Source organism: Capnocytophaga felis, assembly GCF_009684755.1.
Taxonomy (GTDB): Bacteria; Bacteroidota; Bacteroidia; order Flavobacteriales; family Flavobacteriaceae; genus Capnocytophaga; species Capnocytophaga felis.
Genome location: NZ_BLBC01000004.1, coordinates 60098 through 85708 on the forward strand (window position 1 = coordinate 60098; position 25611 = coordinate 85708).

The window sequence follows — 25611 nt, forward strand, 5'->3', positions numbered from 1 at the left end:
ATTATTAATTAAGGAATAAAATGAAGATAAAAAATATAAATAGATATAGAACCATTTTATTATCGTCTATATCGTCAATGGTTTTACTCTCATCTTGTACAAAAGATTTCGCTGAGGTAAATACAAATCAATTACTGCCTGATGCTCACCAAAAAACATTAGATGGTTTAGCATCAGGGGGGTTGTTCCCAGGATTTATCCAAAATATAATACCTACACGTGGTCCAGGACAAAGTACTGATTTGCCAAACAGATACCAAATAGCGTTCAACTTAGCAGGAGATAACTGGGCAGGATATTTTTCACCAGGTAATAGTACTTGGAATGATGCTAAAAACTACACTAACTACTATGTTATTGATGGTTGGTCAAATTACGCATTCAGTACTATGGTTGAACGAGTGATTAACCCTTTTATGGAAATTAAAGCGGCAATGCACGATGTAGAAATTGCATCCGATAAAACTTTAATATACCACAAAAAAGATTTGGCGAGTCAAAGTGTATTCTCGGTAGCCCAAATCATCAAAATAATGGGATATCACAGAACAACCGATATGTTTGGTCCTGTTCCATATTCTAAAATCGGTGCCGGAAGATTGACTGTTCCGTATGATTCACAAGAACAGGTGTATCGCTCTTTCTTTAAAGAATTAGAAGAGGCAGTTGCTACATTAAATGAATATTTAGCCTCTGGTGGAACTAAAATTTTGGCTGAATACGATCCTGTTTATCAAGGAGATACTTCTAAGTGGATTAAATTAGGAAACTCTTTGATGTTACGATTGGCTATGCGTGTACGATATGTTGATAGTTCATTGGCTACTGAGTATGCAACTAAGGCATTTAATAATTCAGGCGGGCTATTAACAAACAAAGAAGATGTAGCTAAGTTGCAAAATAACGGACGTTTCAATTATTTCAACTCTGTTCAGTTATTATGGAAGTCTTATGCAGAGGTAAAAATGGGAGCAACTATTTACTCATATCTGAAAGGATATGACGACCCTCGTATTGCGAAGTACTTTTCCAAAGGAAATTACAACGGGAAAGAGGATTATTATGCCGTTCGCTCAGGAATTACCAAACTTTCAGAACCTTTATATAAAGATTTCTCAAATCCGAACATTGAAGAAAATACTCCTACTTATTGGATGAAAGCCTCTGAGGTAAAATTTTTATTAGCAGAAGCGGCTCTATTTAACATTATTCCGGGTAATGCACAAGATTATTACAATCAAGGTATAGCTCTTTCGTTTGAAGAAAATGATTTACAAATAGGAAACTATTTAGAAGCTCAAAAACAACCTGCAAATTATGTTGACCCTAAAAATAGTGCCTATAGTATAGACGCTATAAGTAATATTACTAAAGAGTGGGGAGCTAATTATTCACAAGAAGAACATTTAGAACAGATCATTACTCAAAAATATTTGGCTATCTATCCTGATGGTCACGAAGCTTGGACAGAATGGAGAAGAACAGGCTATCCTCGTATTTTTAAAATTCCTGCTAACAACTCAAATGTAGGCACACAAGACATCAATACATCAGGAACAGATGGAGGTATGCGTCGTTTACCTTTCCCTTTGAATGAGTATCGCTTAAATAGTGATAATGTTAATGCAGCAAAAGCATTCTTAGGAGGAAGCGATAATGCAGCAACAAACGTATGGTGGGACAAAAAATCTAAACGATAATTAACTATGAAGAAATATTTATTTACATTAACAATGGCTTCATTCGCTTTATTTTCTTGTGAAAAATGGACAGAAATGGAGTCAAAAGCAGAGGACTTTGAAAATGTTGCCATAAACGATTTAACAGAAAAAAGGGACAAATTCAAATGGATTGCAGAGGCTGAAAGAACAGAAGAGAACAAGCAAGTTTTAGAGGCTTATTGGGCTCAACTTAGGGAATATAAGAAAAAAACTTGGCTTAATGGAGGTGAAGCAGTAGGGCAAAAACCTATGGTTTACTTTTGGTATTCTGGTGGTTTTTGGACATCGCAAAAAGGAGTAGCGAAAACTTGGCTACAATCAATTCCTGACTCGGTTTCTTGCATCTCTTTATGGGGAGGTCTTGGAGGGAAACGCCCTAGTGATATTACCGAGAATATGAAAAAAGACCTTGAGATTTTTCATAAAAAAGGAAGTGCTGTACTTATGTGTTGGCAAACTCCGAGTGTAGGAACAGCTCTGCCTGGTAAAAAAGATGGCAGTGTAGATGGATACCGATATTTTCGTAAAAAATATCCATTTGAAACACATTATAAAAAATGGCCTGAAATTTATGCAAGAGAGCTTTCTCGTTACATAATAGCTCTTGGCTTAGATGGTTACGATGTTGACTGGGAAACTTGTGGTGATCACGGTGCTGTAAATCCAGAAGGTACTCCTCTAATGATGCCAGATAACAATTATGAAAATATAGGGAATTTTGTTAAAGAAATGGCTAAGTATTTTGGTCCAGTTGGGGAACATCATCACGTAAAAACACAAGCTGATAGAGAGACTAATTTGAGAAATTTATTTGATGCAACGACGCAAGGTTTTGATCCAAATGAAAAAGAGTTTATTGATGAATTTAAACCTTATTTGGCAGATGACTATTACAAAAAACGTTACTACTTCTGTGCTGATGTTCCTTGTGATGTGCCTTCCATTTTTGGAGTAAATTCTCAAATCCCTATTAGCATAGAAAATAATGACTTCGCTATATATTTCGATAAGCATTTTATGCAGGATTATACAGCTAATGGAGTAAATATGTCAGGACGTCGTCCTCCAATGTTAGGTGGACCTCATTATAATTCAACAAGTGCTAACTACCAAGCAGGAAATTACAAAGTCTTAGAAAGAAAAGCTCATGATGTTAAAGCTGGAAAAGTATGGGGTATAGGTGCTTATCACGGTCAAACGGATTTTGATATAACTCACGATAACAACGAGCAATTTAAAGAGTATTTAAAAAATAATAATATCTCTCGAAAATATCTTCACTATGCTTGGACACGAGAGGCTATCCGAATTGCCGATCCAAGACCAACTTATGCAAATTACAAAGAGTTGGCCCCATATATTGTTACACCTTAAAATTAAAGTGAAATGAAAAATATTTTATCGAAAATATCTGTATTGACAATTTTGCTGGGAGTGGTAGGATGTCAAGAAAAATTAGATACCGTTTATGGAGAACATAATGCTTCTGTGTATATGAACAATTCTGGTGCTTTGATTAATATTGATAAACCCGATGATGTTGGACATACAATCATAGAGCCTCGATTATCTAAACTTACAAAAGGAAATGTACAAATTACTGTTTCAGCAATTGATTTTTTCCCAGAGTACAACGAGCAAAACGGAACAGAATACAAATCTTTACCTTACTCGGAATATGAGTTGTACGAGGTAAACAATCCTTCTAATAAATCAAACAACGGAACGTTAAACGTAACTGTAAAAGGGGGAGATTATTCTTCAAAAATTGGAGTAAGAGTTAAACCTTTAAATGATGAAAAATATCCAGCTTCGGTTCGTTATGCCATACCTTTGCGTATTAGTTCTTCAAGTGCTCGAATTCTGTCTAATAAAGATGCTATCGTATCTTTTAACAGACCTTTCAAAACATCCATTGTTAAAATACTCAAAGGAAACAATATCACTGTTACCTTTGATGAAAGTATGAAAAGAACAGAAGAGTTTACCATACAAGGTCATTTTATGTTCTTAAATTGGGACTTTATGACACACGATTGGAATCAATCACTTATTAATATGAACGGAGCAAAGGGTACCTCTAATTGGTATTATACACGTGTTAATAAAGACCATTTCCAGGTAAAGGATTTAGACTCAGATGGGGAGGCAACTCATATTAAGCAAGAAGTTAAATTAAAAACTTGGTATCAACTTTCATTTGTCTATAAAGATAATAACTTGAAAGTATATGTAAACGGAAAGCTGGCTAAAACTTTCGTTCGTCCAAGTCTTTTCCTTGATGCTGGGGCACATATTGCCATTGGAAATAGAGGTCGTATAGACTCTCGTGATTATCATATTCGTGAGGTACGTGTTTGGACAAAAGCTTTGAGTGAATCAGAGATAAATGATGGATTGTATCTGCCTGCTAATCCCGAAAAGAAAGAGTTATTGGTTTACTTACCTTTGAATAAAGAAAATAAATTCAAAGATTTGGCTAAATACAAAAACAAAGTAAGCCTTTGGAAAGATGGCTCAAAAGAGGAAGTTACAGAAGAGCAATTCGGACACGAATGGTTAGAGAATGTTAAGTTCCCTGCAGAAGGATTGGAAATACAAGAACCTTAATAAAAATAAGATGAGAACACACATTAAAAATATAATATTTACAGTTTTAGCAGGAGTATTAATCTCTTGTGAAAAAGATGGTATAACTGTTGAAAAAAATAATGACTTAAAATGGTCTATTGATAAAAAAATTGAAAATGAAGATATTCGTACACGGATAGGTTACAACCCTAATAAATCCTACATAGTAAGCGATACAAAAAAAGAGTTTTTTGTTAAATCATTAGGTAGTATATCATTACAAGAAGAGGAGTTGGTGGGACATGCAAAAGTCGTATTGACGAAAGTTCTTGATAAAGACATTAGAGTTACATTAACCTATGACGAATCTTTATATCAGGAGTTGAAAACCGTATATGTAGGATACCAGCTAGCTTCTGAACAACTTATTAAAGCTCAAAAGGAATTAGTGATCAAGGCAGGAGAAACCGAAAGTACCTTTGAATTTGTATTAAGTGTCATCCCAGAAACTAAACGATTGTTATTCCCATATAAAGTAAAAGTAGAAGGAGAAAATTCTGTGGAATTCATAGGCAAGGGATCTGATATACTAACAGTAGTTGTTTCCAGTGAAGATATTTCAGCTCAAGCAACTTGGATGATTAATCCCGTCAATTCTTCTGATAAGTTTAAAGGTATTTTTGAATCAGTTCTACAAAAGAATAAAGAAATCAAAAAAGAAACTCTTTTACCTAAAATTAAGTTTGGTGTGTTAGGAGGATACTATCGTAGTAAAGGTTTACTTTTTTATTCTAGATATGAACATTTCAATTTTGATAGAGAAGTTCAATATCCAGCGGATACAAATGTAAATGTTGAAAATCATATTCAAATAAAATTAGGAAATCCTACTAGAACTTTTACGAGATATTATTCTCACCTTACGCCATTGATAGAGTCATTTGAACAACATTCTCCTTATAAAGTTGAAAAATTAGGAGGTGGAGTATTCAAGTTTGTAAGTGTTGAAGATAATGATTTTTGGTTCATTTTTACAAAAGAGTAGTAGTTTATTTAATAAAATAAAAAGAGGCTGTCTTTTAAAAGACAGCCTCTTTTTATTTTAGCCCCAATACCTCTTCTGAAATTTAAATAGAAAGAATTAAATAAATTGAATAATTAATGTTTAATAAAAATAAAAGATTTTTTAAGTCGAGATATATGGTATTTATGTAGTTTATATGTTTTTTGATTATTATATTTGATTCCTATATCTATGTTGATTTATTTTTTTACTCCCATATTCATTTGATAAACAAACAAATGTATTTTTTTCATCAACAACTATCTAGAAAGTTAACATCTTTTACTTGTAAGCTTTACCTTTTTTCACAATCTTTTAGAGTAATACTACCTCACGATTTGCTTTTCGTAAAGGTTCGGTCATTTGTGAACTAAGCCTGTAATCACGGTCAAACTCTGCCTTATCAATCGTAGTAGGTACTGTGTCAGGGGCTTGCTCCATATTAGCTTTTACATTCTCGATAAACATAGTGACGAGGTGTTTCCTGAAATTTTAAATTTCATAACCAACTTCAAGTAAGCTAATTATCCTCCTTTCATTGTTTATTGGTAATTGTTTTATATTTTTGTTGCAGAATAAATTTTTCAAAATGATAAAACCAAATGTTTATATATTAGCCATTGAATCTTCCTGTGATGATACCTCAGCAGCAGTGCTTGAAAATGACAAAGTGCTTTCAAATGTTGTTGCAAATCAGGAAGTTCACAAACAATATGGAGGTGTTGTACCTGAATTGGCATCACGAGCTCACCTCCAAAATATCGTTCCTGTGGTGGACAATGCTCTGAAAAAATCAGGAATCTCAAAAGAACAAATTTCAGCCATAGCCTTTACCCGAGGTCCTGGACTTATGGGGTCGCTTTTGGTTGGAACTTCCTTTGCCAAATCTTTGGCGATGGGCTTGGATATTCCACTTATTGAAGTGAATCATATGCAGGCACATATTTTGGCTCATTTTATTGATGAAGGCAACCCAAAACCGCAATTTCCTTTTCTGGCAATGACCATCAGTGGCGGACACACACAGATTGTAAAGGTAAACAGTTTCTTTTCAATGGAAATTTTGGGCGAAACCCTTGATGATGCTGTGGGCGAGGCTTTTGACAAAACGGCTAAAATTCTCGGTCTGCCCTACCCTGGCGGTCCGTTAATCGACAAATACGCCAAGGAAGGCAACCCAAAAGCCTTCCCCTTTCCAAAGCCACAAACCGAAGGGCTAAATTTCAGTTTCTCAGGACTTAAAACTGGCGTCTTGTATTTCATTCAGAAGAAAACCCAAGAAAATCCAAATTTTATTACTGAAAATCTTGCAGATATTTGTGCTTCCGTACAACATACCATTGTTGAAATTCTGATGAAAAAACTACAAAAAGCCGTTAAACAAACGGACATCAAGCAAATTGCTATCGGTGGAGGCGTTTCTGCAAATTCAGGAATACGTAACGCTTTGCTCAATTTGGGAGAAAAACACGGCTGGACAACCTACATTCCTAAATTTCAGTATTGTACAGACAATGCGGCAATGATTGGCATCGTAGGATATTACAAATTCTTGGAAAACCAATTCACCGACCAGCAAACCACCGCCAAAGCAAGGCTTTCACTTGAAAATTAATTTTCTGCGAAAAATAGGGCGATTTCCAATTTCTTGAAAATCGCCCTATTTTTGAATTCGTATTCAGCTTTTACAACCGTTCTTTTTCATTTTCATCAACGCTCTTACCTTTGTATTTATTTTGGGTAGGATTAAATGTGTACCTCAAACCTATGTTAATACTCTGATTATTTCCATCTAAAAAACGTCTGTTGGTGATATAAGGATTTTGCACAACAACAGGAGCATTTGACGTATTGAAAACATCTTGTACTACCAAATATGTTTCTAAAGATTTATTAAAGAAAGTTCGCACAATAGCTATCCCAGAAAACATTGCAGATTTTTCACGATAAGTAACTGCTAAACTTCCTTTTGATTGATAATTTGCATAAATAAGCCCTAACCAATTGTCCGACAACATAAACTGATTCATCATTTCCACTGCAAAAATAGGTTCGTTAGTATAAAAAACATCTTTTCCGAATTGTTTTCCGAAGGTAACATCTAACTTAGGCATCCATTTTCCGATTTTATGTTGTACCGAAAGCATCAGTTTGAGGGCTTGAAAATCAGCATAGTTACGGATTGTTCGCTCAACAACATTCGGATTGGAAGCAAACAGCCTATAATCCTCATAATGAGCATCTTTTATAAATGAATAAATCAGTGAAGCCGAAATGCTTTTATAAGTCGCCAACAAACTGAACTCATCGTCAAGGCGGGGACGCAAATCAGGATTTCCACGATTGTACATAAATGGCGATTCGTAAGCAGCATAATCACTTAGTTCATAAAAGGCAGGTCGGCGGATTTTTTTGGTATAACTAACTGCCATTTGCGTTTTATCCCAAGGAAAAGAAAGCGACACATTAGGCAGCCAATGCCCGTAAGTTCGGCTCTTTACATTGTCTTTTACGTGATTCTGGAAGTACTCAAAATCAGCATATTCATAGCGAACTCCTGCTTTTACATTTGCTTTCCCGATAGGACGCGAAAAACTAACAAACCCTGATGAACGAAGCTCTTTATTTTCAACAAATGAAGTTGTTAGCACGTTATCGGTATAATTCTCATCGCGTGTAAGTGTGCTAAATTCAGCTCCGTAGCTCAATATTGCTTTCTTCAGTTTTTGTGTAAAAGTAGTTTTGGTATGCAGCCAATTAGCTTGAGCATCGGAATGTGTATGAACGTTTTTTTGCGAATTTGCCAACAAATTTTTCTCTAAAATATCCGAAGTGTGGTCAGAGTTTGCTATGGAATAATCTATATCGGTATGTAGTTTTAGCTTGTCAGTAAGTTGCCCCTCGTAGTATGCATTAACTTCTATTTTCTTATTTTGATTAAAACGGTCGTAATGATTAAGTCCTTTACTCAGAAGCGTTCCGTTTTGGAAAGTTTCGGTTTGCTGGTCGGTAAAAGTATGTCCCGCAAACGGACTGACATACGCCCACACGGTTGCTCCAACAGAATGTTTATCGTTAAACTCGTGATTTACGCCAAGTTTTCCGTGAATATTCTTTCCGTTGTTCTTTTGTACATCTTCTGTGCGTACTTTCCACTGATTAGAAGGCGTTTGCACGATAAGTTCCTGCCAATTATTACTACGCTTTGCTTGATGAAAACTTACATCAACACTTCCGAAAATATCCGTTTTTCCTGTACGGTAATTTAAATTTGTTCCTAAATTTTGCCAAATCCCTTTTTTAAATTCATTATTTTGATAGACACTTCCACTCAGCCCATCACCCTGCTTTTTCTTCAAAATAATACGAATGATAGCACCAATGTTATTATCGTATTCGGCTCCCGGTTGTGTTTCAAGTTCAATGCTTTGAATATCTTGTGGAGAAAGTCGGTCAATTTCACTAGTGTCATAAATCCTTCTCTTATTAATATAGAAAATAGGATTACTTTTACCAAAAACGTTATAACCGCCACCCGTATAAGAAGTAGATACTCCCGGCAAAAAGTTCAAAAGCATCTCCATTTTAGGTAAATCTTTCAAGGTGGAGCTCGCAATATCGGTAACCACAGCGGTTCCCTTTTGCTTCATAATAGGGCGAGAAACAGAAACCACCACTTCTCCTAACTCATTTACAGATTTTTCTAACGGAATAACACCAAAATCATTTGTTTTTACCGGAATTGTCTTTGTTTTGTACTCCAAATGAAGTATTTTCAGCATCAAATTACTATGTTTGGAAGAATTTACAAGCTCAAAAACACCTTCATCATCACTAATCGCTCCTTTTATAAGCGTAGAATCCGGAATTGACATCAAAATAATATTTGCATCGGAAACGACACGCTTGGTAGCGGCATCAACGAGTTTCCCTTTCAGTGTATTTTGTCCGAAACTTAAAAAGCAGAACAAAAATGTGGTAATTGTAATAAAACTTTTCATTTTAATATTGGTTAATATTTTATAAATCAGCTAATTATCTTCTATTTTAACAAGCCCATTTTCAGTCATTTTGGCACGTTTGCCACGGCTGATATTTATCCATCTTTTGGTTTGATAATCAAATACAGAAAGCTCTTCGCTGGGGCTGGTAATAACTTTTCCTTGTGGTAGGTGTAAAATCACTTCTACTCGCTGGTCTCTTATTTTAGGATTGATTCCCAGTGAGTACGTGGCAGGCATAATTATTTGGTTTCCATCTGTTTTCAAATTAAAAACAACTTGTTCGGCTTTGGCTTTGGCATCAATCAGGTTTCGCCCTCTTGATTTTTTCTTGATAATGGCATATGACTCATTTTCAGACGTTCCCTTTACGTAAAATCGGATATAATCACTTTTGGAAATCAGTTCATTATCATCTTTTAAAATTGGGCTACCAAAATTCAATATATCATACTCATAATGTCTGTAAGGTTGTTTTTCATACGATAGCGAAAGGGTGTCGGCTACCACAACAGGCACTCTTTCTTCGACAGCATTATAAGCCTGAAAATGCTTAAATGTGTCAATGGTTACAATGCTCATACCTATCACTCCGAAAAAGAAACCGAAAACATTGAACAAAATCCACGCTCTCGGAACTTTATATCCGTTCTTTGAAAATAACTTCAAACACAATATCGTCATTACCGAAACAGGAAGCATAAGCAACATAAATCCAGTCAAATACGTAACCCAAAGCTGCCAATCTCCTTCCACTATAAACGAAAGATAATCCGTTATGGTGATGATGCCCAGACTGACTCCCCAACCTGCAACACCTACTCCAAAAAGAGCCAAAAGCAAAGACAAAAGAACAAAGAGTAAAATCAGCAGCACAAAACCAATGATAATGTATAAAATCCCTTTCAAAAACCCGCGTACGATATCCCAAACACTGAAATCCGATTTTTTATACACGAATTCCGTTTTTTGCTTTGGAGTGGTTTCATCGGAAAAATCGCCTTCTGTATTATCTTCATTTTCAGAAGAATATTCTTCTTCTGATTCAAAAACGGTTTTTCTTTTATTCATTGACAGTAAGAGCGTTACGTACAGCAAAACAAGCATAAAACTAAACACCCCTTCAACAAATGGAATGGTTACCAATGTCAGCACAGCATACGCAATCCGAACGCCCGTAACGTCCCAACCGTAATGCCTACACAGCCCTCCCAAAACCCCAAAAAGTTTCCGATTTTGAAGATTTCGGGTGAGTTGCAAACCATTTCGCAATTTTATTTCCTTAATGGAAGAAATGGTATCGATGTTTACTGCTTTTCCCTGCATAGCCAATTTTTCGGCAGTAGTTTTGGCAGGCGGAATGATGAGTGCCAAAAGGGCATACATTGCCATCCACAGAAAAAACACAATCGCATATTGTCCGCCTGAGTAATAAAAGAGTTTTCCTAAAATGAAGACAGGGAACACGAACACCCAAAGATAAGCAAGACGCAACCACGTTTTTTCAATCGCCAAATAATGTCCCAATCCCGCAAAAACGCCTGCTAACAATTTGTTTTCCAAATCTCTGTATAATTTTTTATGACGGAAAAACTCCACCACTCGGTTTTGTTTTTGATTGGTATTTGATTTGGTTTCTTGCTGAAATTCTTCATCTGCATCAACATATTGCTCAGGACGACCTAAAACGCCAATCAGATAAGCAACATCTTGGCTTACAACCACTTCCCTACCCTTCATTTCGGATTTGAGCAGTTCTGCCATACGTTGTTCCACATCGTAAATAATTTCGTCAGTATCGGAAGTATTTCCGAGCGATTTGCGTACTTCATTCAAATATTTTGAAAGTTCTTGATAGGCTTTGTCTTCAATCAAAAATGAAAATCCGCCCAAACTGATATTGTGTGTCTTGTCCATAACTAAATAATTTTGTTCACCATTGTTTGTAATTCTTGCCACGATTTAACGATTTCTTGTAAGAAAATCTGTCCGCTATCGGTTAGTACGTAATACTTTCGGGGCGGTCCCGAGGTGGATTCTTTCCAATTGTAGTCGAGTAATTTTTCGTTTTTCAATCGCGTTAAAAGCGGATACAACGTTCCTTCAACTACAATCATATCAGCCGATTTCAAATCCTCAATAATGTCCGAAACATACGCCTCTTTGTTCCTGCTGATAATGGAAAGAATACACATCTCCAAGATGCCTTTACGCATCTGTGTTTTAGTTTTTTCTGTGTTTATCGTTTCCATATATAATAAGGTATTTTGTTAGGGCAAATATATAACAATAAATATTACTATGCAATACATAGTACTGTTTTTTACAACTCAATTACTAAAATAGTCCTCATAAAATACACAATATTAACTTAAAACTCTAAAAATAAAACAATTAAACTTTTAAAATCATAATTTTAGAAACTTTACGTATAAAAAGAATATGGTAAAATTTTAAAAAAATGGACGATGTTTTTAGACAAAATATAGCTAAACATTGTGCTTTTTACTGATTCTTTTGTTAAAATTAAATTAGCGACAAAACATAAAAACACTCATTATCAACAACATAACATATTAACATAATAAAATTAAATCTTTTTTTCTTGTTTGTTAAAAATATTTGTTTAGTTTTGCCCCACTAATTTTAATTTTATATCAAAGATGAAAAAGATTATTTTATCATTAGCTGCAGTTTTCGCTTTCGGAGCTGCTACTGCACAAGAGTTGGTTTCTTCTAAAGGAGAAGAATATCTTCCAAAAGAAGGTGATTGGTCATTTGGTTTCAATGCAGGAAACGCTTTGAAATTCATTGGTAACGCTTTCAACAGCAATACTAACAATGAGTTTGGTGGTTCTGCTTTCGGAAAAAATGAAACTTTCAAAGTTCCTGGATTTGATAACGGATACTCTTTCTTAGGTAAAAAAATGACAAGTGATAACACTGCTGACCGTTACACTGCCAACTTCATTTTCAACTACCAAAAACAAAAAGACGTTGATGCTACAACAGCTTTCGGACTTGCAGTAGGATACGGAAAAGAGTGGAGAAAAGGTTCTACACGTTTGCAAGGATTCTACGGAGCTGACGCTCTTTTAGGATTTGGAGTTCCTCAAAAAGATGCTTTCAGCTTTGCTCTTGGTGCTCAAGGATTTGTAGGTGCTGAGTATTTCATTTTCCCTAAAGTTGCTTTAGGAGCTCAGTATTCTTACGACTTTAGAATCGATCATAAATCAAGCAAAGATGCAGCTGGAAACAAAACAAGCGTTTTTGGTTTCAGTTTCGGAGGAGAAAACGGAATTGGAGTAGCTTCATTGTTGTTCAACGTTTACTTCTAAGATTTAAACAATACATAAAAATAAAAAGGTCGGGCAATCCGACCTTTTTTATTTTATCAATAGCTCTTTTTCAGTTTTTCATTCTACTTTTTATTACTTTTGCAAGGTAATTTTTTAAAAATGGGTATCGTTTTTCGGCAATCAGTAAAAAATATTTTTACCACTTATCTTGGCTTTGCTTTCGGAGCTATCAATACGTTGTTCTTGTTCGTATATTTTCTTTCAAAAGAAGAATACGGCTTGGTGGGGTACGTTACTTCCACAGCAACGATTTTATCTCCTTTGGTTGCTTTCGGAGTTCATAACACTTTTATCCGTTTTTATTCTTCCTACAAAGAATCTGAGGAATTATCAAAATTCAATTTTATGCTCTTTGCCCTACCCCTACTGATGATTTTACCTTTGAGTGTTGTAGGAATTTTGGCATACGAACAAATTGTAAAATGGCTTTCCGGCAAAAATGAAATTGTTGGCGATTATGTTTTTCTGATTTTCATCACTTCAATTGCAATGGCTTATTTTGAAATTTGTTATTCGTGGGCAAGAGTTCAGTTTAAAACAGTTTTCGGAAATTTTCTGAAAGAAGTTTTTCAGCGTATCGGGATTACTTTTCTTTTAATTTTCTTTTACTTTAATATTATTGATTTTAAGCATTTTATGTACGGAGTCTTCGGAATATATTTATTACGAATGATTTTTATGGCTCTTTCTGCTTTTCACATAAAACGCCCTACTTTTTACTTTGGTTTGCCAAAAAATAAAAATGAGATTTTGAAATACAGTCTTTTTAGCATTTTGTCAGGGTCGGTGGCGAGCTTGCTGATGGATATTGATAAGTTTATGATTAACCAGTATTTACCGATTTCCCAAATTGCTATTTATAATGTTGCTATTTTTACCGCAACGGTTATCGCTATACCTTATCGGGCAATGTATCAGATTGTAAGTCCGTTGGTAGCTCAGTTTCTCAACAAAAACGAAACTTCTCAACTTGATGAACTCTACAAGAAAAGTACTGTGAATATCTATTTAACAAGCGTTATTATTTTCATTTTAATTATTTCCAACGCAAAGCAATTTTACACTTTACTACCTGATAAAGAATACATTAACGGAATTTATGTATTGATTTTAATTTCCGTCGTAAAACTTTTTGATGCTTTGGTGGGGATTAACAATGCTATTTTATTCAATTCGGTATATTACAGAATGGTTTTGTATTTTGGTGTTTTTTTAACATTTTGCACTATTGTACTGAATATTTGGCTCATACCCATATACGGAATAAACGGAGCGGGATTTGCCACTCTGTGTGCTTTTTCCATTTATAATGTTTTGAAATTGTCTTTTATATATATCAAATACCGGCTGAGTCCTTTTTATAAAGAAACATTGAAAATCAGTTTATTCGGATTAATTACCGTACTTGGATTCTATTTTTGGGATTTTGATTTCAATCCAATTTGGAATATTTTATTGAAATCAAGCATCATTCTTGCTTTCTGCGGTTTTGTACTTTGGAAATTCAAACTTTCAGAAGATTTAATAATGATGCTCAACAAAATAAAAAAATAAAATTTTCTTTAGTAAAATAAAAACTTTGGCTATACAAAACGCATAGCCGAAGTTTCAAAACATTACTGATTTACAGAAAATTATCTACTATTTTTCAAATTTTCTTCTAAAAACTTATCTTGTTCCCAAAGCGTGTGTAGTACGCTTTCTTTTGCTTGATATCCGTGGCTTTCCAGTGGCAAAAGCACCATACGGACAGGAGCTCCCAAGTTTTTAAGTGCTTGGAAATAACGCTCGGTTTGGAAAGTGAATGTTCCTGAGTTATTGTCTGCCGCACCGTGGATTAGCAAGAGCGGTTTTTTCATTTTGTGGGCGTTCATAAATGGCGACATCGTGTTGTAAACTTCCGGAGCGTCCCAATAATTTCGCTGTTCTGACTGAAATCCGAAAGGTGTTAACGTACGATTATAAGCACCGCTTCGGGCAATTCCACAAACAAATAAATCAGAGTGTGTCAATAAGTTAGCGGTCATAAACGCTCCGTAAGAATGTCCTCCGACAGCCACTCGTTTGCGGTCAATATACCCTAACTTGTCCAAAGCATCAATGGCTGCCTGACCATTTGCTACCAATTGTTCAATAAAGGTATCGTTAGGTTCTTGTGAGCCTTCTCCCACAATCGGGAAAGCGGCATCGTCCAATACAGCATAACCTTTTGTAACCCAATAAATAAACGAACCGTAATACGGATAGGTAAATTCATTAGGGTTTGCTGTACTCTGTCCTGCCGTGTTCTTACTTTTGTACTCACGAGGATATGCCCAAATTAGCAGAGGCAATTTTTCTTTCTTCTTAAAATCGTAATTTTTAGGAAGATACAATGTTCCACTTAAGGCAACCCCATCTTTACGAGTGTAGTTAATCACTTCTTTATGAATTCCTTTCAAGGATTCGAACGGATTTTTAAAGAAGGTAAGTTGCGTAGTTTTTCCTTTTTTATAATTCTTCACGAAATAATTTGGATAATCGGTTGCCGATTGCAAACTAACCAACACATCTCCTTTTTTGGTGTCGAGTACCTCAATAATATCTTCTTTTTGATTTTTTAATTTTGAGGTATATAACCGATTTCTTTTCAGAGTTTTTAAATCCAATTCATCAAGGAAAGGAAACTGACCGTCTTTGGTATAGCCATCTCCCAACCAATAAGTTTTCCCGTTTTGAATTTGTAATACGTATCTGTTCCATTGATTCTTAATAGTTTGAGGAGACCCCGGATCATTGTAAACATCTTGATAATTTCGGTCAATAATAACTTTTTGAGTATTATTTTTAAAGTTTAACAATGTTGCCTTTTGGTTACGCGTATCATACCAAGTCTCATATATCAAGGCATTTTCCCCATCTCCCCAAATAACGGAACTGAAACGTTGTTTTAGTTTCATCAAAGATACGGGCAATTGCGTGAAAGGAGCTTCCCACTGAAAAATTTCGTCACGGAAGTCAGCCTGTTGGTTTTGATCGCCTCCGTCAAGTGCTTCGACGAAAAAGAGAGTGTGTGGCTTATCTGATCGCCAAGTCATAAAGCGTTTTCCTTGATACGTTGAAGAAAATCCTTTTGGCATATTTTCAATCAATGGCAAACTATTCACTTTAGCAACTTCTTGTCCCTGAGCATCATAAACCTTTGATTCTCTCGGGAATCTGTGATAAGGAACGATGTACGAAAACGGTTTTTTAAGCTCAGTTATCAGCAAATATTTTCCATCAGGAGAAAAATTTTCGGAAAGATACATTCCCGCACCTTTGAAAGAATTTTCTTCTCCATTTAGATTTATTTTTTTAAGCTCGGAAGTAACCAAAACTTCAAAATTAAACTCGTCTATTTTATTTTTTAACAAATCTTGGTACGTTCTATTTTGTGAAACTTTGCCACTTCCCACTGAAACAATAGGACCTTTTGGAACGCTTTTAGCTTCATTTTGCAACGCAGGACGATTGGCAATCAACGTTCTGACAAGCAAGTAAGAACCATCAGGAGACCAAGTGTAAGGCGTTCCAAAATTGGCATTCAATAAGGTAGAGCTCAGCTTTCTTGCCGTAGCAGTCTCTAAATCAAGTATCCATAGCTCCAAACCTTTTTCAGTTGTGTGAGTAAAGGACATTTTCTTTTCATCAGGAGAAAAACTCACGAAAGCAATTTTGGCATTTTCAGGCAAATTTTTCACTTGTTGAGCTTGTTTCGTTCCTACTTTTTGTACCTTCAAATTATTGATGTAAGTCAAACTACTTGAGGCATTTATATTCGGGTTCATACGCAAACCTCCCAAGCGGATTTCCTCTTGATTTAACTGCTCCAAACTTAAGTAGGTAGAACGATAGCTGAAAACCATCCACGTACGTTGGTTATTCATCATAACCGATGGAGCTCTTTCAAAATCAGCTAATTGCAAAATTTCTTCTGACGGTTTTTGATATGTCAGATTTTCTTGTGCTGTTAAGTAACTCATTGAAGAAACGAGCATTAATGAAATAATTTTTTTCATATCCTTGATTATTTTTTCCAATTCTTCAAAACATCAGCAGGAACACCATCTTTATGAAGCATTATAGCCGTAGTTTTGTAGGTAACGAAAGCTTTAGTCACGTACAAATATCCTTGATGGTCGTTGCTTACTCCCCACGAATTTTTCACGATGTAGTATTCTCTTCCGTTTTGGTCTTTAGCAAGCCCAACGATGTGCATTGCGTGGTCATCGGTAGTTTCATAATTATCAAATGCTTTCTGACGCATTTCTTTAGTGATATTTCTTTCTTTCATTGGAGGATTGTCGAACAATGTTTTTTGTTCTTCCATAGTCATTTCTTCCCAAAGTTTTTCAGGAACAAATGCCACACCGTTTTTCCAACTGAAATAACGCTCACTTACGTCAGAAGCCCAAGCCACTGTAAAGCCTTTTTTCAAAGCATTGTCTATAACTTTTACAAAATCAGTCATTTCAACATTATATGCTTGGTCAAAACTCCAGTTATCAGGCACAGCCATCAATACATTTTTATACTTTGGCTCGTGTTCATACGATAGCATTTCAACGTAATCGTTAGGATTGATTCCCACCACTTCTTTAGCGAAAGATTGCGGTGTATATTTCTTATTTCCAAACAAAAACGTTTGAGGAACATCTCCCAAATATGCATCAATTGCCGCTGTGAAGGCTTTTTCCCAATTTGGTGTCAAATTCTTTATATTCTTACGTTTTACCAATCCTTCCAAAAATCCTTTTAATGCTGCTTGCATTTCGGAAAAGTTATTGCGTGTAGTTCCGTAATTCAATCCGGAGTAAATATACTGAGGCACAGCACCATACTTTGCGTACATATTGATAATATCGTGCAGCTCTCCTCCATCGCCATAGTCCAAATTCCCGTGAAAACGAACGTACTGTTTTGCTTTTTCAATATAGGTATTTCGGGCAGTGTAAATTTCAGCCAAATCCACAGGTTTTTTCCCCATTCGGCTCATTTCACTCTCCAAAAAAGACGCTCCGGCATAACTCCAACACGTACCGCTACTTCCTTGGTCTTTCACTTCCATTCTCTCGAGGTTAATCACAGGAGTAAATTTAAATCCTGCTTTTTCACTCTGATTTCCAGCCACTGCGTTAATCAAATTGTCTTGTCCCGAAACTGTAAAAAAAGTTCCGAAAGCAATAAATAATGCTATTTTTTTCATTTGAAATTAAATTTATTTTTTATCCCACAAATATAGAAGATAATGTTGAAAAATTCAAAAGAATTCAAATAATAACTACATTTTAGCCTAAGCCATCACTATGAAAAATACATAATTCAAAGGAAGAAAATTCTATAAATCCGAATGCAAATGAATAAATTTGTAATAATATCGAATATATTTTTCGGTTAAAAAACATTTTATTCAAATTTTTATTTATATTTGCATTTCACATATTTTAATATAATATTTTTATGTTTAAACATTTTTTAACCCTCGAATGGAAATCTTTCACACGTTCGGCAAGCTTTGGAAGAAGCCTTGCTTTGAAGATTTTTATGGCTTTTATTGCTATTTACTTCCTAAGTGCCGCTCTACTAACAGGAATTACCATTTACCCTATTTTGAAAGAAACTTTTCCGGAACAACAACCGATACACGTTTTTAACAATTTTATTGCGATTTGGCTCTTGTGGGAATTAACAATTCGTTTTATGTTTCAATCGTTACCCGTTATGAACATCAAGCCCTTGTTAATAAATAACATACGTCGCAACAAAATCATTCACCACATACTTACAAAAACCATCTTTTCTCCTTTTAATCTGCTTGCTCCTTTGGTTTTTATTCCGTTTGGGATATGGGTAATTTTCTCGAAAGATTATTCATTCTTAACAGTTTTTTGTTGGTGGATTGCAATGTTTTCACTGGTTTTTTTCGCAAATTTCACAAATTTCATTTTGATTAAAAAATTTGGTGAAAATCTCAAAGACTTATTTCCTTACATCGGAAGCATTTTGATTCTCATTGCCTTGGAATATTTTGAGATATTTAGCACCTCGAAATTTATCGGAAAATCGTTTAATTTATTACTTGATTACCCTTTTTTGGCTGTTATCCCCTTATTGTTCCCCGTAGGAGTTTACATATTGGATTTCAATAATTTATCAAAAACTTTATATCTGGATTCCGTTCTAAAAGGAAAAACCGAGAAAGTCAATACATCAAATTTGGAATGGCTAAAACGATTTGGCAATATTGCACCCTTTTTACAGCTTGATTTGAAACTCATTTGGCGTAATAAACGCAGTAAATCTGTTTTTTGGACTTGCTTGATTTTCGTGTTTTACGGCTTACTATTCTATCCAAATCCATCTCTTCAAAATATGCAAATTCTTTATATTTTTGTTGGAATTTTCATAACAGGAATATTTTTAATTAACTTTGGGCAATTTGTACCTGCTTGGGATAGTGCATATTACTCAATGCTAATGTCACAAAACATTTCACTGAATCAATACATAAATTCAAAGGCTATGTTGTTTTATTTCTCAATCATTGTTATGTTCATCATTTCAACTCCTTATCTTTATTTTGGCAAACATATTTTCCTAATCAACTTATCTTGTGCTCTTTACAATATTGGAATCGGAGTGCCTTCTGTTCTTTTTTTAGGAGCTTATAACAAAAAACGTATTGATTTGGACAAACGTAGTTTCGGAAATTATCAAGGTACAGGAATGGCTCAGTGGATTATTTCATTACCTATATTACTCATTCCCATTGCATTATGGATTGTAGTTAATATTTTCTCTAATAACACGATTGCTTCCATAGCTTTGGCTTTAATAGGAATCATAGGCTTAGCTTTCAGAAATTATTTTATGAATATTATCGTAAAGAAATATAAATCAAGAAAATATATCACCATAAGTGGATTCAAAGAAATTCAATAAATTAGAATTAAATCAACCTTTTAATTATCATCTTTTAAAAACTTACAAAATATGATTGAAGTAAAAAATCTTAGCAAAACATACAATGGCACAACTGTACTTAACATTCCTGATTTAACTATTAAAAAGGGAGAAAGTTTTGGACTTGTTGGAAATAATGGTGCCGGAAAAACAACTTTTTTCAATTTATTACTCGACCTTATCCAACCCACAACCGGAAACATTACAAATAATGGATTTCAGGTTAGTATCAACGAAAATTGGAAACCATTTACCTCAGCATTCATTGATGAGAGCTTCCTAATCGGATACTTAACTGCAGAAGAATATTTTTATTTCATAGGAGAACTTCGTGGGCAAAATAAAGCAGATGTTGACAATCACGTCCAAAAATACAGCGATTTTTTTAACGATGAAATTTTAGGAAAACAGAAATATTTGAGAGATTTATCCAAAGGAAATCAGAAAAAAGTAGGAATAATCGCTTCTCTCATTGGCAATCCTCAAGTTATCATTCTTGATGAACCTTTCGCTAATTTAGACCCGACCACTCAAATTCGGCTAAAAAAAATCATTAAAGAACTAACTGAAAATAAAGAAACTACAATTCTGATTTCCAGCCACGATTTACTACATACCGTAGAGGTTTCAGACCGAATTGTGGTATTAAATAAGGGATTAATCGTTAAAGACATTCAAACTTCTAAAGAAACGCTCAAAGAATTGGAAGCCTTTTTCAAAATTGACTAAAAGAAAAAACACCTACAAAACAATATTGTAGGTGTTTTTTTGATATTAACTAAATAATACTATTCGTTTTCTGGCTTTTCCTCTGATTTCTCAACAGGTTTTTCAGCTGGTTTTTCAACTTTCTGAACCTCAGCAGCAACTTCAAACGGAAAATCAACAATAACCTCTCTGTGCAAACGGATAGAAGCTGTATATTTTCCTGTTCTCTTGATTGTATTACCTGCAATTGTAATAAATTTCTTATCAATCTCGTGACCTGCTTTTACTAATTCTTGTGCTAAATCAGAATTGTTGATAGACCCGAACAATTTATCTCCTGAACCTACTTTTGCAATGATTTTCATTGTCAAAGCACCTAAAGATTTAGCTACTTTTTTAGCCTCATCAACAATATGTTGCTCTTTGTAAGCTCTTTGTCTCAAGTTCTCAGCCAATACTTTCTTAGCTGATGGAGTAGCTAAAATTGCGAATCCTTGTGGTATTAAGTAATTGCGAGCGTAACCATTTTTCACTGTTACGACATCATCTTTAAAACCTAAGTTTTGTACGTCTTGTTTTAATATAATCTCCATAGTATCTACTCCTTTTTATTATTTTAATAAATCTGCTACGTAAGGCATTAATGCTAAGTGACGTGCTCTTTTCACAGCAACAGCAACTTTACGTTGATATTTCAAAGAAGTTCCTGTAAGTCTTCTTGGTAACAATTTACCTTGTTCGTTCACAAATTTCAACAAGAAATCAGCATCTTTGTAATCGATGTACTTGATTCCTGATTTTTTAAAGCGACAGTATTTTTTTTGTTTTGAAGTGTCTATGTTTAATGGAGTTAAATACTTAATTTCTCCATCTTTTTTTCCTTTTGCTTGTTGTTCGATTGACATTTCCTTACGCTTTTTTAGTGTTCAACTTTACTCTTCTTTTTTCAGCCCACGCAACAGCGTGTTTGTCCAATTTCACTGTTAAATAACGCATTACACGCTCGTCACGTCTGAATTCCAATTCAAAAGCATCAATAACTTCACCAGCTACTTTGAACTCAAACAAGTGATAGAAACCACTTTTTTTGTTTTGGATAGGGTAAGCCAATTTTTTCAAGCCCCAATTCTCTTTTGCTACAAATTCTGCTCCCCTTGCTGTAAGAAAATTTTCAAACTTTTCTACTGCTTCCTTTATCTGTTGTTCAGATAAAACGGGATTCAAAATGAAAACAGTTTCGTAATGATTCATAAGTTTATTATTATATATTAAAAATTCGAGGGGCAAAAGTAATACTTTTTTCTGAAACTACAAAGTTTTCCGTTGCTTTATCTTCTTTTTCCAAAAATCATATATTCAATAATTTCTTTTTCGTGAGGTTTTCGTTTCAATAAAAAACTATCTATCAATTCTTTATATTCTTCTTTCATTTGTTTTGAAATATTTTTGAAAGGTTTTTGAAATTGCCCCGACAAAGCTCCTTTACAAATAATAGGTAACGATTTTTCTGTAATTCCCCACTTTTCAATAAATGCCTCCAGAAAATCATAATGCACCAACTGATGTTCATCATCAACCACATCAAGATATTTTTTTACTAACGGAAAATATTTTTCGCTTTGCAATCCTAAGCCAAAAACAACATAAGAACCTGGTATACAACTTTTTTCACCTGCCTCAACATCTTCATACCATTCAAACTCTTTCATTGCTGTTTGAGCGTATTGTTCTAATTTCGGATACAATTCGGCAAATTGAAGAGCTTGAGCAAAAAATCGGTGTGTGGCAGACTTGGCAAGCCCCTTAATCGGTAAAAATTCCTTCTCTCCTTTGGACGAAAACTTGATGTAATAACTCTCTGAAAATCCTCCTTTTAGCAATTTAATCAAAAAATCAAGTGCTTTGCCATAACTATCAGCAGTTTCGTTTTTCAATTTAATTTCCACTTGTGCAAATACATCGTTAGCTTTGCATTCCAAGTCTGTATCCTTAAAATAAATGAGTGAATCGGGAAGCGTTCCTGTTCCTTTTTTGAGATACATTTGAGCTTTTACCGAACCAAAATCTTTAGCCGCACGTTGCAATTCTTTCTGAGCAAACTGAACGTAACCGTCTTTATGTTTTATTTTCAAATATGCCTGATACACATAAAGTTCCAGCTTATTTTCATCTATGTTTTCAAATGAAAAATCTTTTTTCAGTACATATTCCTTACTCCAATCATTGCCCACTACATCACAATACAGAGGTAAAAATTCCTTTTCCGACCATTCTCTTAAATTAAAAATGATACTACTTTTAAAATCGGAAAAAAGAGATTTATTCTCAGAAAGTTGCATTATTCCAAATAATTTTTCAATGATTTCTATGGCTTCACTTTCCGAATATTCCATTAAATCAAAGTTAGTTAGATGCCCGCAAAGAACCGTAATTTCACGTTCGCTTTTTACCTTTATTTTTTGTTCGAAAACCAACTCTTTAATATAATTTTTCATTACATTTTGAAGTTCTTTTTTGCGATTAGTATCTTCAAAATGGAAAGTTTCAGAATAAATTCGGTCGGCTAACAACAAAGGTTTACCGTTTACGTTCATTTTGCTTTCAAAGTTCAAAATCAATCTTAATTTATATTGAAAAAGAGGTTGATTTGTTGAATCGAAGAAAAAATGTTGCACTTTTTCCGCAATTTCTTTTGCAATAATAGCAAAATCAGCTTTAAAAACGCTATCTAATTCGGAAATTTTCAATTTATGTTCATACGAATCCCAACTAAAATCATAAAGTGAGTATTTCACTTCATTTTTTAAGACTGAAATTCGCAAATAATCAAAATATCCCTCTTGAATACGGCACTTTGAATATGGTTTTTCATCTTTATGCTCGTTTTTCTTTGCTGAAAACACAAATTTTACACCTTCAAAAATTTGTGACACGATGATTTCTTTCTGCTGTTGATTCATTTGGCTTTAATTTTTAAGATAAACTACTTTTTTGGTTTCAAAAAATTCTTCTGAAAAGAAATCGGATATTTCGTACAAATGTACATTTTTAAAAGAAGCCAATTCCTCGGTTAAATCGCCTCCTTTCAAGTACAAAATCCCATTATCCAGCGAATGTTTCGAGCTTTTCTTCACCTTTCCTTTCACCCACTTCACAAATTCAGGCATTTGTGTTACAGCTCTGCTCACAATAAAATCAAACTTTTTATCGATTTGCTCCACACGACTATTAATTGCCGTAACATTATCAATATCAAGCTCTTTACAGACCTCTTCTATCACTTTTATTTTCTTTCCGATAGAATCAACTAAAGTAAATTTTGTCTGTGGAAATAAAATTGCCAACGGAACGCCCGGAAAACCGCCTCCAGTTCCCACATCAAGAACCTCACTATCAGGAAGAAAAGGCATCACTTTTGCAATTGCCAACGAATGCAAAACGTGTCGCTCGTAAAATGAATCCATATCCTTTCTGGAAATCACATTTATTTTGGCATTCCATTGCTGATACACAGGTTTCAATTTTTCAAACTGAAGGGCTTGTTTTTCTGTTAAGTTCTTGAAATATTTATTGATAAGTTCCATTTGATTTATTTTAAAAAAGAAGAATATAAACGGCGATAAATTTGATTTTTTTGACTTTTCTCACCCAAACTATTTCTACAAAAAACTAAACGCAAAAGTATTAATTTTTTGATATGTTTTTAAGCAAATACTTTAAAAAATTACGTAGCTTTGCGACTTTAAGACTAATATTTTAAATTATGCAACAATTTTTATCCGACCGGATTAACCGTATGGAGACCTCTGCCACACTAGCTATGGCAGCAAAAACACGCGAACTAAAATCACAAGGAAAAGACATCATCGGACTAAGTTTGGGCGAACCCGACTTTAATATTCCTGATTTCATTAAAGATGCTGCTATTGAAGCCATTAACCAAAATTATAGCAAATATTCCCCTGTGGACGGATATGCCGACTTGAAAGAAGCTATTTGTGAAAAATTCAAACGTGATAACAATTTGATTTACAAACCTTCACAAATATGTGTTTCAACCGGTGCAAAACAATGCCTTGCCAATGTAGCCTCAGTAATGATTAATTCTGGTGATGAAGTAATTTTCCCCGCACCTTATTGGGTTAGTTATAAAGATATTGTAAAAATCTCAGAAGGCATTCCGGTTGAAGTACATACAACCATTGAAAATGATTTTAAAATAACTCCGGAACAACTTGAGGCAGCAATTACCCCAAAAACAAAAATGGTTTGGTTCAATTCACCTTGTAACCCAAGTGGTTCGGTGTACAGTCGGGAAGAGTTGGAAGCTTTAGCAAAGGTGCTTCAGAAATATCCCAATATTTTTATTCTTTCTGATGAAATTTATGAGCATATCAATTTTGTAGGAAATCATACAAGTTTTGCCGAAATTGACGGAATGTATGACAGAACCATCACTGTTAATGGTGTTTCAAAAGCATTTGCTATGACAGGATGGCGTATTGGTTACATTGGTGCTCCCGAATGGATTGCGAAAGCGTGTACAAAAATGCAAGGACAGGTTACCAGCGGAGCAAACTCCATTGCTCAACGAGCTACGATTGCCGCATTGAAAGCTCCTGTGAGCAAAATTCAATATATGATTGATGAATTTAAAAAACGTCGTGATTTGGTTTTGGATTTACTGAGTGATGTAAAAGGATTCAAGCTAAATGTTCCAGAAGGAGCTTTCTACGTTTTTCCTGACATTTCATATTTCTTTGGAAAAACATTACGCGGAAAAACCATCAACTCTGCCTCGGATTTTTCACTTTATCTACTGGAAGAAGCCGGAGTAGCAACCGTTACCGGCGAAGCTTTTGGCGATGATAAATGTATCCGAATTTCATACGCTGCTTCCGAAAAAGAACTTCGCGAGGCTATAAAACGAATCAAAGAAGTTTGTGTATAAGAGAAAACCTTAATAATCAGTATTATTTAAAAACAAAGAAACACTTTATTTCGGTTTTAAAAAATAAAAATGATTAAAAGTTTGTAATTTAAAAAAGTTGTGCTATATTTGCACCCGCAATAAAGCACTAAGGGTTCTTAGCTCAGCTGGTTCAGAGCATCTGCCTTACAAGCAGAGGGTCACTGGTTCGAATCCAGTAGGACCCACTTAGTCGAATTTTTTCATATCATTGGGGTTCTTAGCTCAGCTGGTT

General features: G+C 34.5%; 21 protein-coding genes and 1 tRNA gene. 11 read left to right on the forward strand and 11 right to left on the reverse strand.

All coding sequences use genetic code 11. The features are described 5' to 3' along the window. Nucleotides 1–20 precede the first annotated feature (20 nt). Genes GN105_RS01185 through GN105_RS01200 form a run of 4 tightly spaced genes read left to right on the forward strand, consistent with a single transcriptional unit; the run spans nucleotide 21 to nucleotide 5337 of the window. The gene (locus GN105_RS01185; RefSeq protein ID WP_155283626.1) at nucleotides 21–1700 is read left to right on the forward strand and encodes a SusD/RagB family nutrient-binding outer membrane lipoprotein; all 1680 of its coding nucleotides are present in this window, start codon (nucleotides 21–23) and stop codon (nucleotides 1698–1700) included. A gap of 6 nt (nucleotides 1701–1706) precedes the next feature. Then, nucleotides 1707–3095, forward strand: coding sequence for a glycoside hydrolase family 18 protein (locus GN105_RS01190; protein ID WP_155283627.1), 1389 nt, complete (start codon nucleotides 1707–1709; stop codon nucleotides 3093–3095). A 12-nt stretch (nucleotides 3096–3107) separates the two neighbouring features. Next, the gene (locus GN105_RS01195; RefSeq protein WP_155283628.1) at nucleotides 3108–4331 is read left to right on the forward strand and encodes a DUF1735 and LamG domain-containing protein; all 1224 of its coding nucleotides are present in this window, start codon (nucleotides 3108–3110) and stop codon (nucleotides 4329–4331) included. Nucleotides 4332–4341: 10 nt separating this feature from the next. After that, nucleotides 4342–5337 carry a hypothetical protein gene (locus GN105_RS01200; RefSeq protein ID WP_155283629.1) on the forward strand — a complete coding sequence of 332 codons (996 nt, stop codon included), beginning with the start codon at nucleotides 4342–4344 and terminating at the stop codon, nucleotides 5335–5337. Nucleotides 5338–5670: 333 nt separating this feature from the next. Here GN105_RS01200 and GN105_RS01205 read toward each other — a convergent pair whose 3' ends face one another. After that, on the reverse strand, nucleotides 5671–5823 hold the full coding sequence (locus tag GN105_RS01205; protein ID WP_155283630.1) for a hypothetical protein: 153 nt from the start codon (nucleotides 5821–5823) through the stop codon (nucleotides 5671–5673). Nucleotides 5824–5944: 121 nt separating this feature from the next. Between GN105_RS01205 and tsaD the strand changes: the two genes are divergently transcribed. Then, complete coding sequence (gene tsaD, locus GN105_RS01210; RefSeq protein WP_155283631.1) at nucleotides 5945–6970, forward strand: tRNA (adenosine(37)-N6)-threonylcarbamoyltransferase complex transferase subunit TsaD; 1026 nt, start codon at nucleotides 5945–5947, stop codon at nucleotides 6968–6970. Between the two features lie 70 nt (nucleotides 6971–7040). On the opposite strand, the gene GN105_RS01215 is transcribed toward tsaD, so the two are convergent. The 3 genes from GN105_RS01215 to GN105_RS01225 are packed head-to-tail and all read right to left on the reverse strand — an operon-like array spanning nucleotide 7041 to nucleotide 11608. After that, on the reverse strand, nucleotides 7041–9356 hold the full coding sequence (locus GN105_RS01215; RefSeq protein ID WP_155283632.1) for an outer membrane beta-barrel family protein: 2316 nt from the start codon (nucleotides 9354–9356) through the stop codon (nucleotides 7041–7043). 30 nt (nucleotides 9357–9386) lie between these two features. After that, the gene (locus GN105_RS01220) at nucleotides 9387–11273 is read right to left on the reverse strand and encodes a PspC domain-containing protein (RefSeq protein ID WP_155283633.1); all 1887 of its coding nucleotides are present in this window, start codon (nucleotides 11271–11273) and stop codon (nucleotides 9387–9389) included. A 2-nt stretch (nucleotides 11274–11275) separates the two neighbouring features. Further along, nucleotides 11276–11608, reverse strand: a complete 333-nt coding sequence (locus tag GN105_RS01225; RefSeq protein WP_155283634.1) for a PadR family transcriptional regulator — start codon at nucleotides 11606–11608, stop codon at nucleotides 11276–11278. Between the two features lie 411 nt (nucleotides 11609–12019). Between GN105_RS01225 and GN105_RS01230 the strand changes: the two genes are divergently transcribed. Together GN105_RS01230 and GN105_RS01235 are read left to right on the forward strand one after the other, a co-directional pair. Then, nucleotides 12020–12694: a hypothetical protein gene (locus GN105_RS01230; protein WP_155283635.1), complete on the forward strand. Its 675-nt coding sequence runs from the start codon at nucleotides 12020–12022 to the stop codon at nucleotides 12692–12694. A gap of 120 nt (nucleotides 12695–12814) precedes the next feature. Further along, on the forward strand, nucleotides 12815–14269 hold the full coding sequence (locus GN105_RS01235; protein WP_155283636.1) for a lipopolysaccharide biosynthesis protein: 1455 nt from the start codon (nucleotides 12815–12817) through the stop codon (nucleotides 14267–14269). 80 nt (nucleotides 14270–14349) lie between these two features. Here the strand turns inward: GN105_RS01235 and GN105_RS01240 are convergent, their stop codons facing one another. Beyond that, the gene (locus tag GN105_RS01240) at nucleotides 14350–16755 is read right to left on the reverse strand and encodes a S9 family peptidase (RefSeq protein ID WP_155283637.1); all 2406 of its coding nucleotides are present in this window, start codon (nucleotides 16753–16755) and stop codon (nucleotides 14350–14352) included. Nucleotides 16756–16763: 8 nt separating this feature from the next. Then, nucleotides 16764–17942, reverse strand: a complete 1179-nt coding sequence (locus GN105_RS01245; protein ID WP_155283638.1) for a C1 family peptidase — start codon at nucleotides 17940–17942, stop codon at nucleotides 16764–16766. 254 nt (nucleotides 17943–18196) lie between these two features. Between GN105_RS01245 and GN105_RS01250 the strand changes: the two genes are divergently transcribed. Together GN105_RS01250 and GN105_RS01255 are read left to right on the forward strand one after the other, a co-directional pair. Next, the gene (locus GN105_RS01250) at nucleotides 18197–19678 is read left to right on the forward strand and encodes a DUF5687 family protein (protein WP_155283639.1); all 1482 of its coding nucleotides are present in this window, start codon (nucleotides 18197–18199) and stop codon (nucleotides 19676–19678) included. Nucleotides 19679–19729: 51 nt separating this feature from the next. Further along, nucleotides 19730–20428, forward strand: coding sequence for an ABC transporter ATP-binding protein (locus GN105_RS01255; protein ID WP_155283640.1), 699 nt, complete (start codon nucleotides 19730–19732; stop codon nucleotides 20426–20428). A gap of 59 nt (nucleotides 20429–20487) precedes the next feature. Here GN105_RS01255 and rplI read toward each other — a convergent pair whose 3' ends face one another. The 5 genes from rplI to rsmG all read right to left on the reverse strand — a co-directional run bounded on the left by rplI (nucleotide 20488) and on the right by rsmG (nucleotide 23991). Beyond that, on the reverse strand, nucleotides 20488–21000 hold the full coding sequence (rplI, locus tag GN105_RS01260; RefSeq protein ID WP_155283641.1) for a 50S ribosomal protein L9: 513 nt from the start codon (nucleotides 20998–21000) through the stop codon (nucleotides 20488–20490). 18 nt (nucleotides 21001–21018) lie between these two features. Further along, nucleotides 21019–21312, reverse strand: coding sequence for a 30S ribosomal protein S18 (rpsR, locus tag GN105_RS01265; protein WP_018278818.1), 294 nt, complete (start codon nucleotides 21310–21312; stop codon nucleotides 21019–21021). 4 nt (nucleotides 21313–21316) lie between these two features. Then, nucleotides 21317–21658: a 30S ribosomal protein S6 gene (gene rpsF / locus GN105_RS01270; protein WP_095895015.1), complete on the reverse strand. Its 342-nt coding sequence runs from the start codon at nucleotides 21656–21658 to the stop codon at nucleotides 21317–21319. A gap of 77 nt (nucleotides 21659–21735) precedes the next feature. Next, nucleotides 21736–23367 (reverse strand): DUF6138 family protein, encoded by a 1632-nt coding sequence (locus tag GN105_RS01275; RefSeq protein ID WP_155283642.1) that lies wholly within the window; start codon nucleotides 23365–23367, stop codon nucleotides 21736–21738. Between the two features lie 6 nt (nucleotides 23368–23373). Then, a complete protein-coding gene (gene rsmG, locus GN105_RS01280; protein WP_155283643.1) occupies nucleotides 23374–23991 on the reverse strand; it encodes a 16S rRNA (guanine(527)-N(7))-methyltransferase RsmG in 618 nt (205 codons plus the stop codon). A 179-nt stretch (nucleotides 23992–24170) separates the two neighbouring features. Between rsmG and GN105_RS01285 the strand changes: the two genes are divergently transcribed. Then, nucleotides 24171–25358, forward strand: coding sequence for a pyridoxal phosphate-dependent aminotransferase (locus GN105_RS01285; RefSeq protein ID WP_155283644.1), 1188 nt, complete (start codon nucleotides 24171–24173; stop codon nucleotides 25356–25358). Nucleotides 25359–25489: 131 nt separating this feature from the next. Then, nucleotides 25490–25564 (forward strand) — tRNA-Val (locus GN105_RS01290). The last annotated feature ends 47 nt before the right edge of the window (nucleotides 25565–25611 follow it).

Coding starts and splice junctions, on each gene's coding strand:
- GN105_RS01185 (WP_155283626.1), top strand. CDS start 21: ATGAAGATAAAAAATATAAATAGATATAGAACCATTTTATTATCGTCT.
- GN105_RS01190 (WP_155283627.1), top strand. CDS start 1,707: ATGAAGAAATATTTATTTACATTAACAATGGCTTCATTCGCTTTATTT.
- GN105_RS01195 (WP_155283628.1), top strand. CDS start 3,108: ATGAAAAATATTTTATCGAAAATATCTGTATTGACAATTTTGCTGGGA.
- GN105_RS01200 (WP_155283629.1), top strand. CDS start 4,342: ATGAGAACACACATTAAAAATATAATATTTACAGTTTTAGCAGGAGTA.
- GN105_RS01205 (WP_155283630.1), bottom strand. CDS start 5,823: ATGTTTATCGAGAATGTAAAAGCTAATATGGAGCAAGCCCCTGACACA.
- tsaD (WP_155283631.1), top strand. CDS start 5,945: ATGATAAAACCAAATGTTTATATATTAGCCATTGAATCTTCCTGTGAT.
- GN105_RS01215 (WP_155283632.1), bottom strand. CDS start 9,356: ATGAAAAGTTTTATTACAATTACCACATTTTTGTTCTGCTTTTTAAGT.
- GN105_RS01220 (WP_155283633.1), bottom strand. CDS start 11,273: ATGGACAAGACACACAATATCAGTTTGGGCGGATTTTCATTTTTGATT.
- GN105_RS01225 (WP_155283634.1), bottom strand. CDS start 11,608: ATGGAAACGATAAACACAGAAAAAACTAAAACACAGATGCGTAAAGGC.
- GN105_RS01230 (WP_155283635.1), top strand. CDS start 12,020: ATGAAAAAGATTATTTTATCATTAGCTGCAGTTTTCGCTTTCGGAGCT.
- GN105_RS01235 (WP_155283636.1), top strand. CDS start 12,815: ATGGGTATCGTTTTTCGGCAATCAGTAAAAAATATTTTTACCACTTAT.
- GN105_RS01240 (WP_155283637.1), bottom strand. CDS start 16,755: ATGAAAAAAATTATTTCATTAATGCTCGTTTCTTCAATGAGTTACTTA.
- GN105_RS01245 (WP_155283638.1), bottom strand. CDS start 17,942: ATGAAAAAAATAGCATTATTTATTGCTTTCGGAACTTTTTTTACAGTT.
- GN105_RS01250 (WP_155283639.1), top strand. CDS start 18,197: ATGTTTAAACATTTTTTAACCCTCGAATGGAAATCTTTCACACGTTCG.
- GN105_RS01255 (WP_155283640.1), top strand. CDS start 19,730: ATGATTGAAGTAAAAAATCTTAGCAAAACATACAATGGCACAACTGTA.
- rplI (WP_155283641.1), bottom strand. CDS start 21,000: ATGGAGATTATATTAAAACAAGACGTACAAAACTTAGGTTTTAAAGAT.
- rpsR (WP_018278818.1), bottom strand. CDS start 21,312: ATGTCAATCGAACAACAAGCAAAAGGAAAAAAAGATGGAGAAATTAAG.
- rpsF (WP_095895015.1), bottom strand. CDS start 21,658: ATGAATCATTACGAAACTGTTTTCATTTTGAATCCCGTTTTATCTGAA.
- GN105_RS01275 (WP_155283642.1), bottom strand. CDS start 23,367: ATGAATCAACAGCAGAAAGAAATCATCGTGTCACAAATTTTTGAAGGT.
- rsmG (WP_155283643.1), bottom strand. CDS start 23,991: ATGGAACTTATCAATAAATATTTCAAGAACTTAACAGAAAAACAAGCC.
- GN105_RS01285 (WP_155283644.1), top strand. CDS start 24,171: ATGCAACAATTTTTATCCGACCGGATTAACCGTATGGAGACCTCTGCC.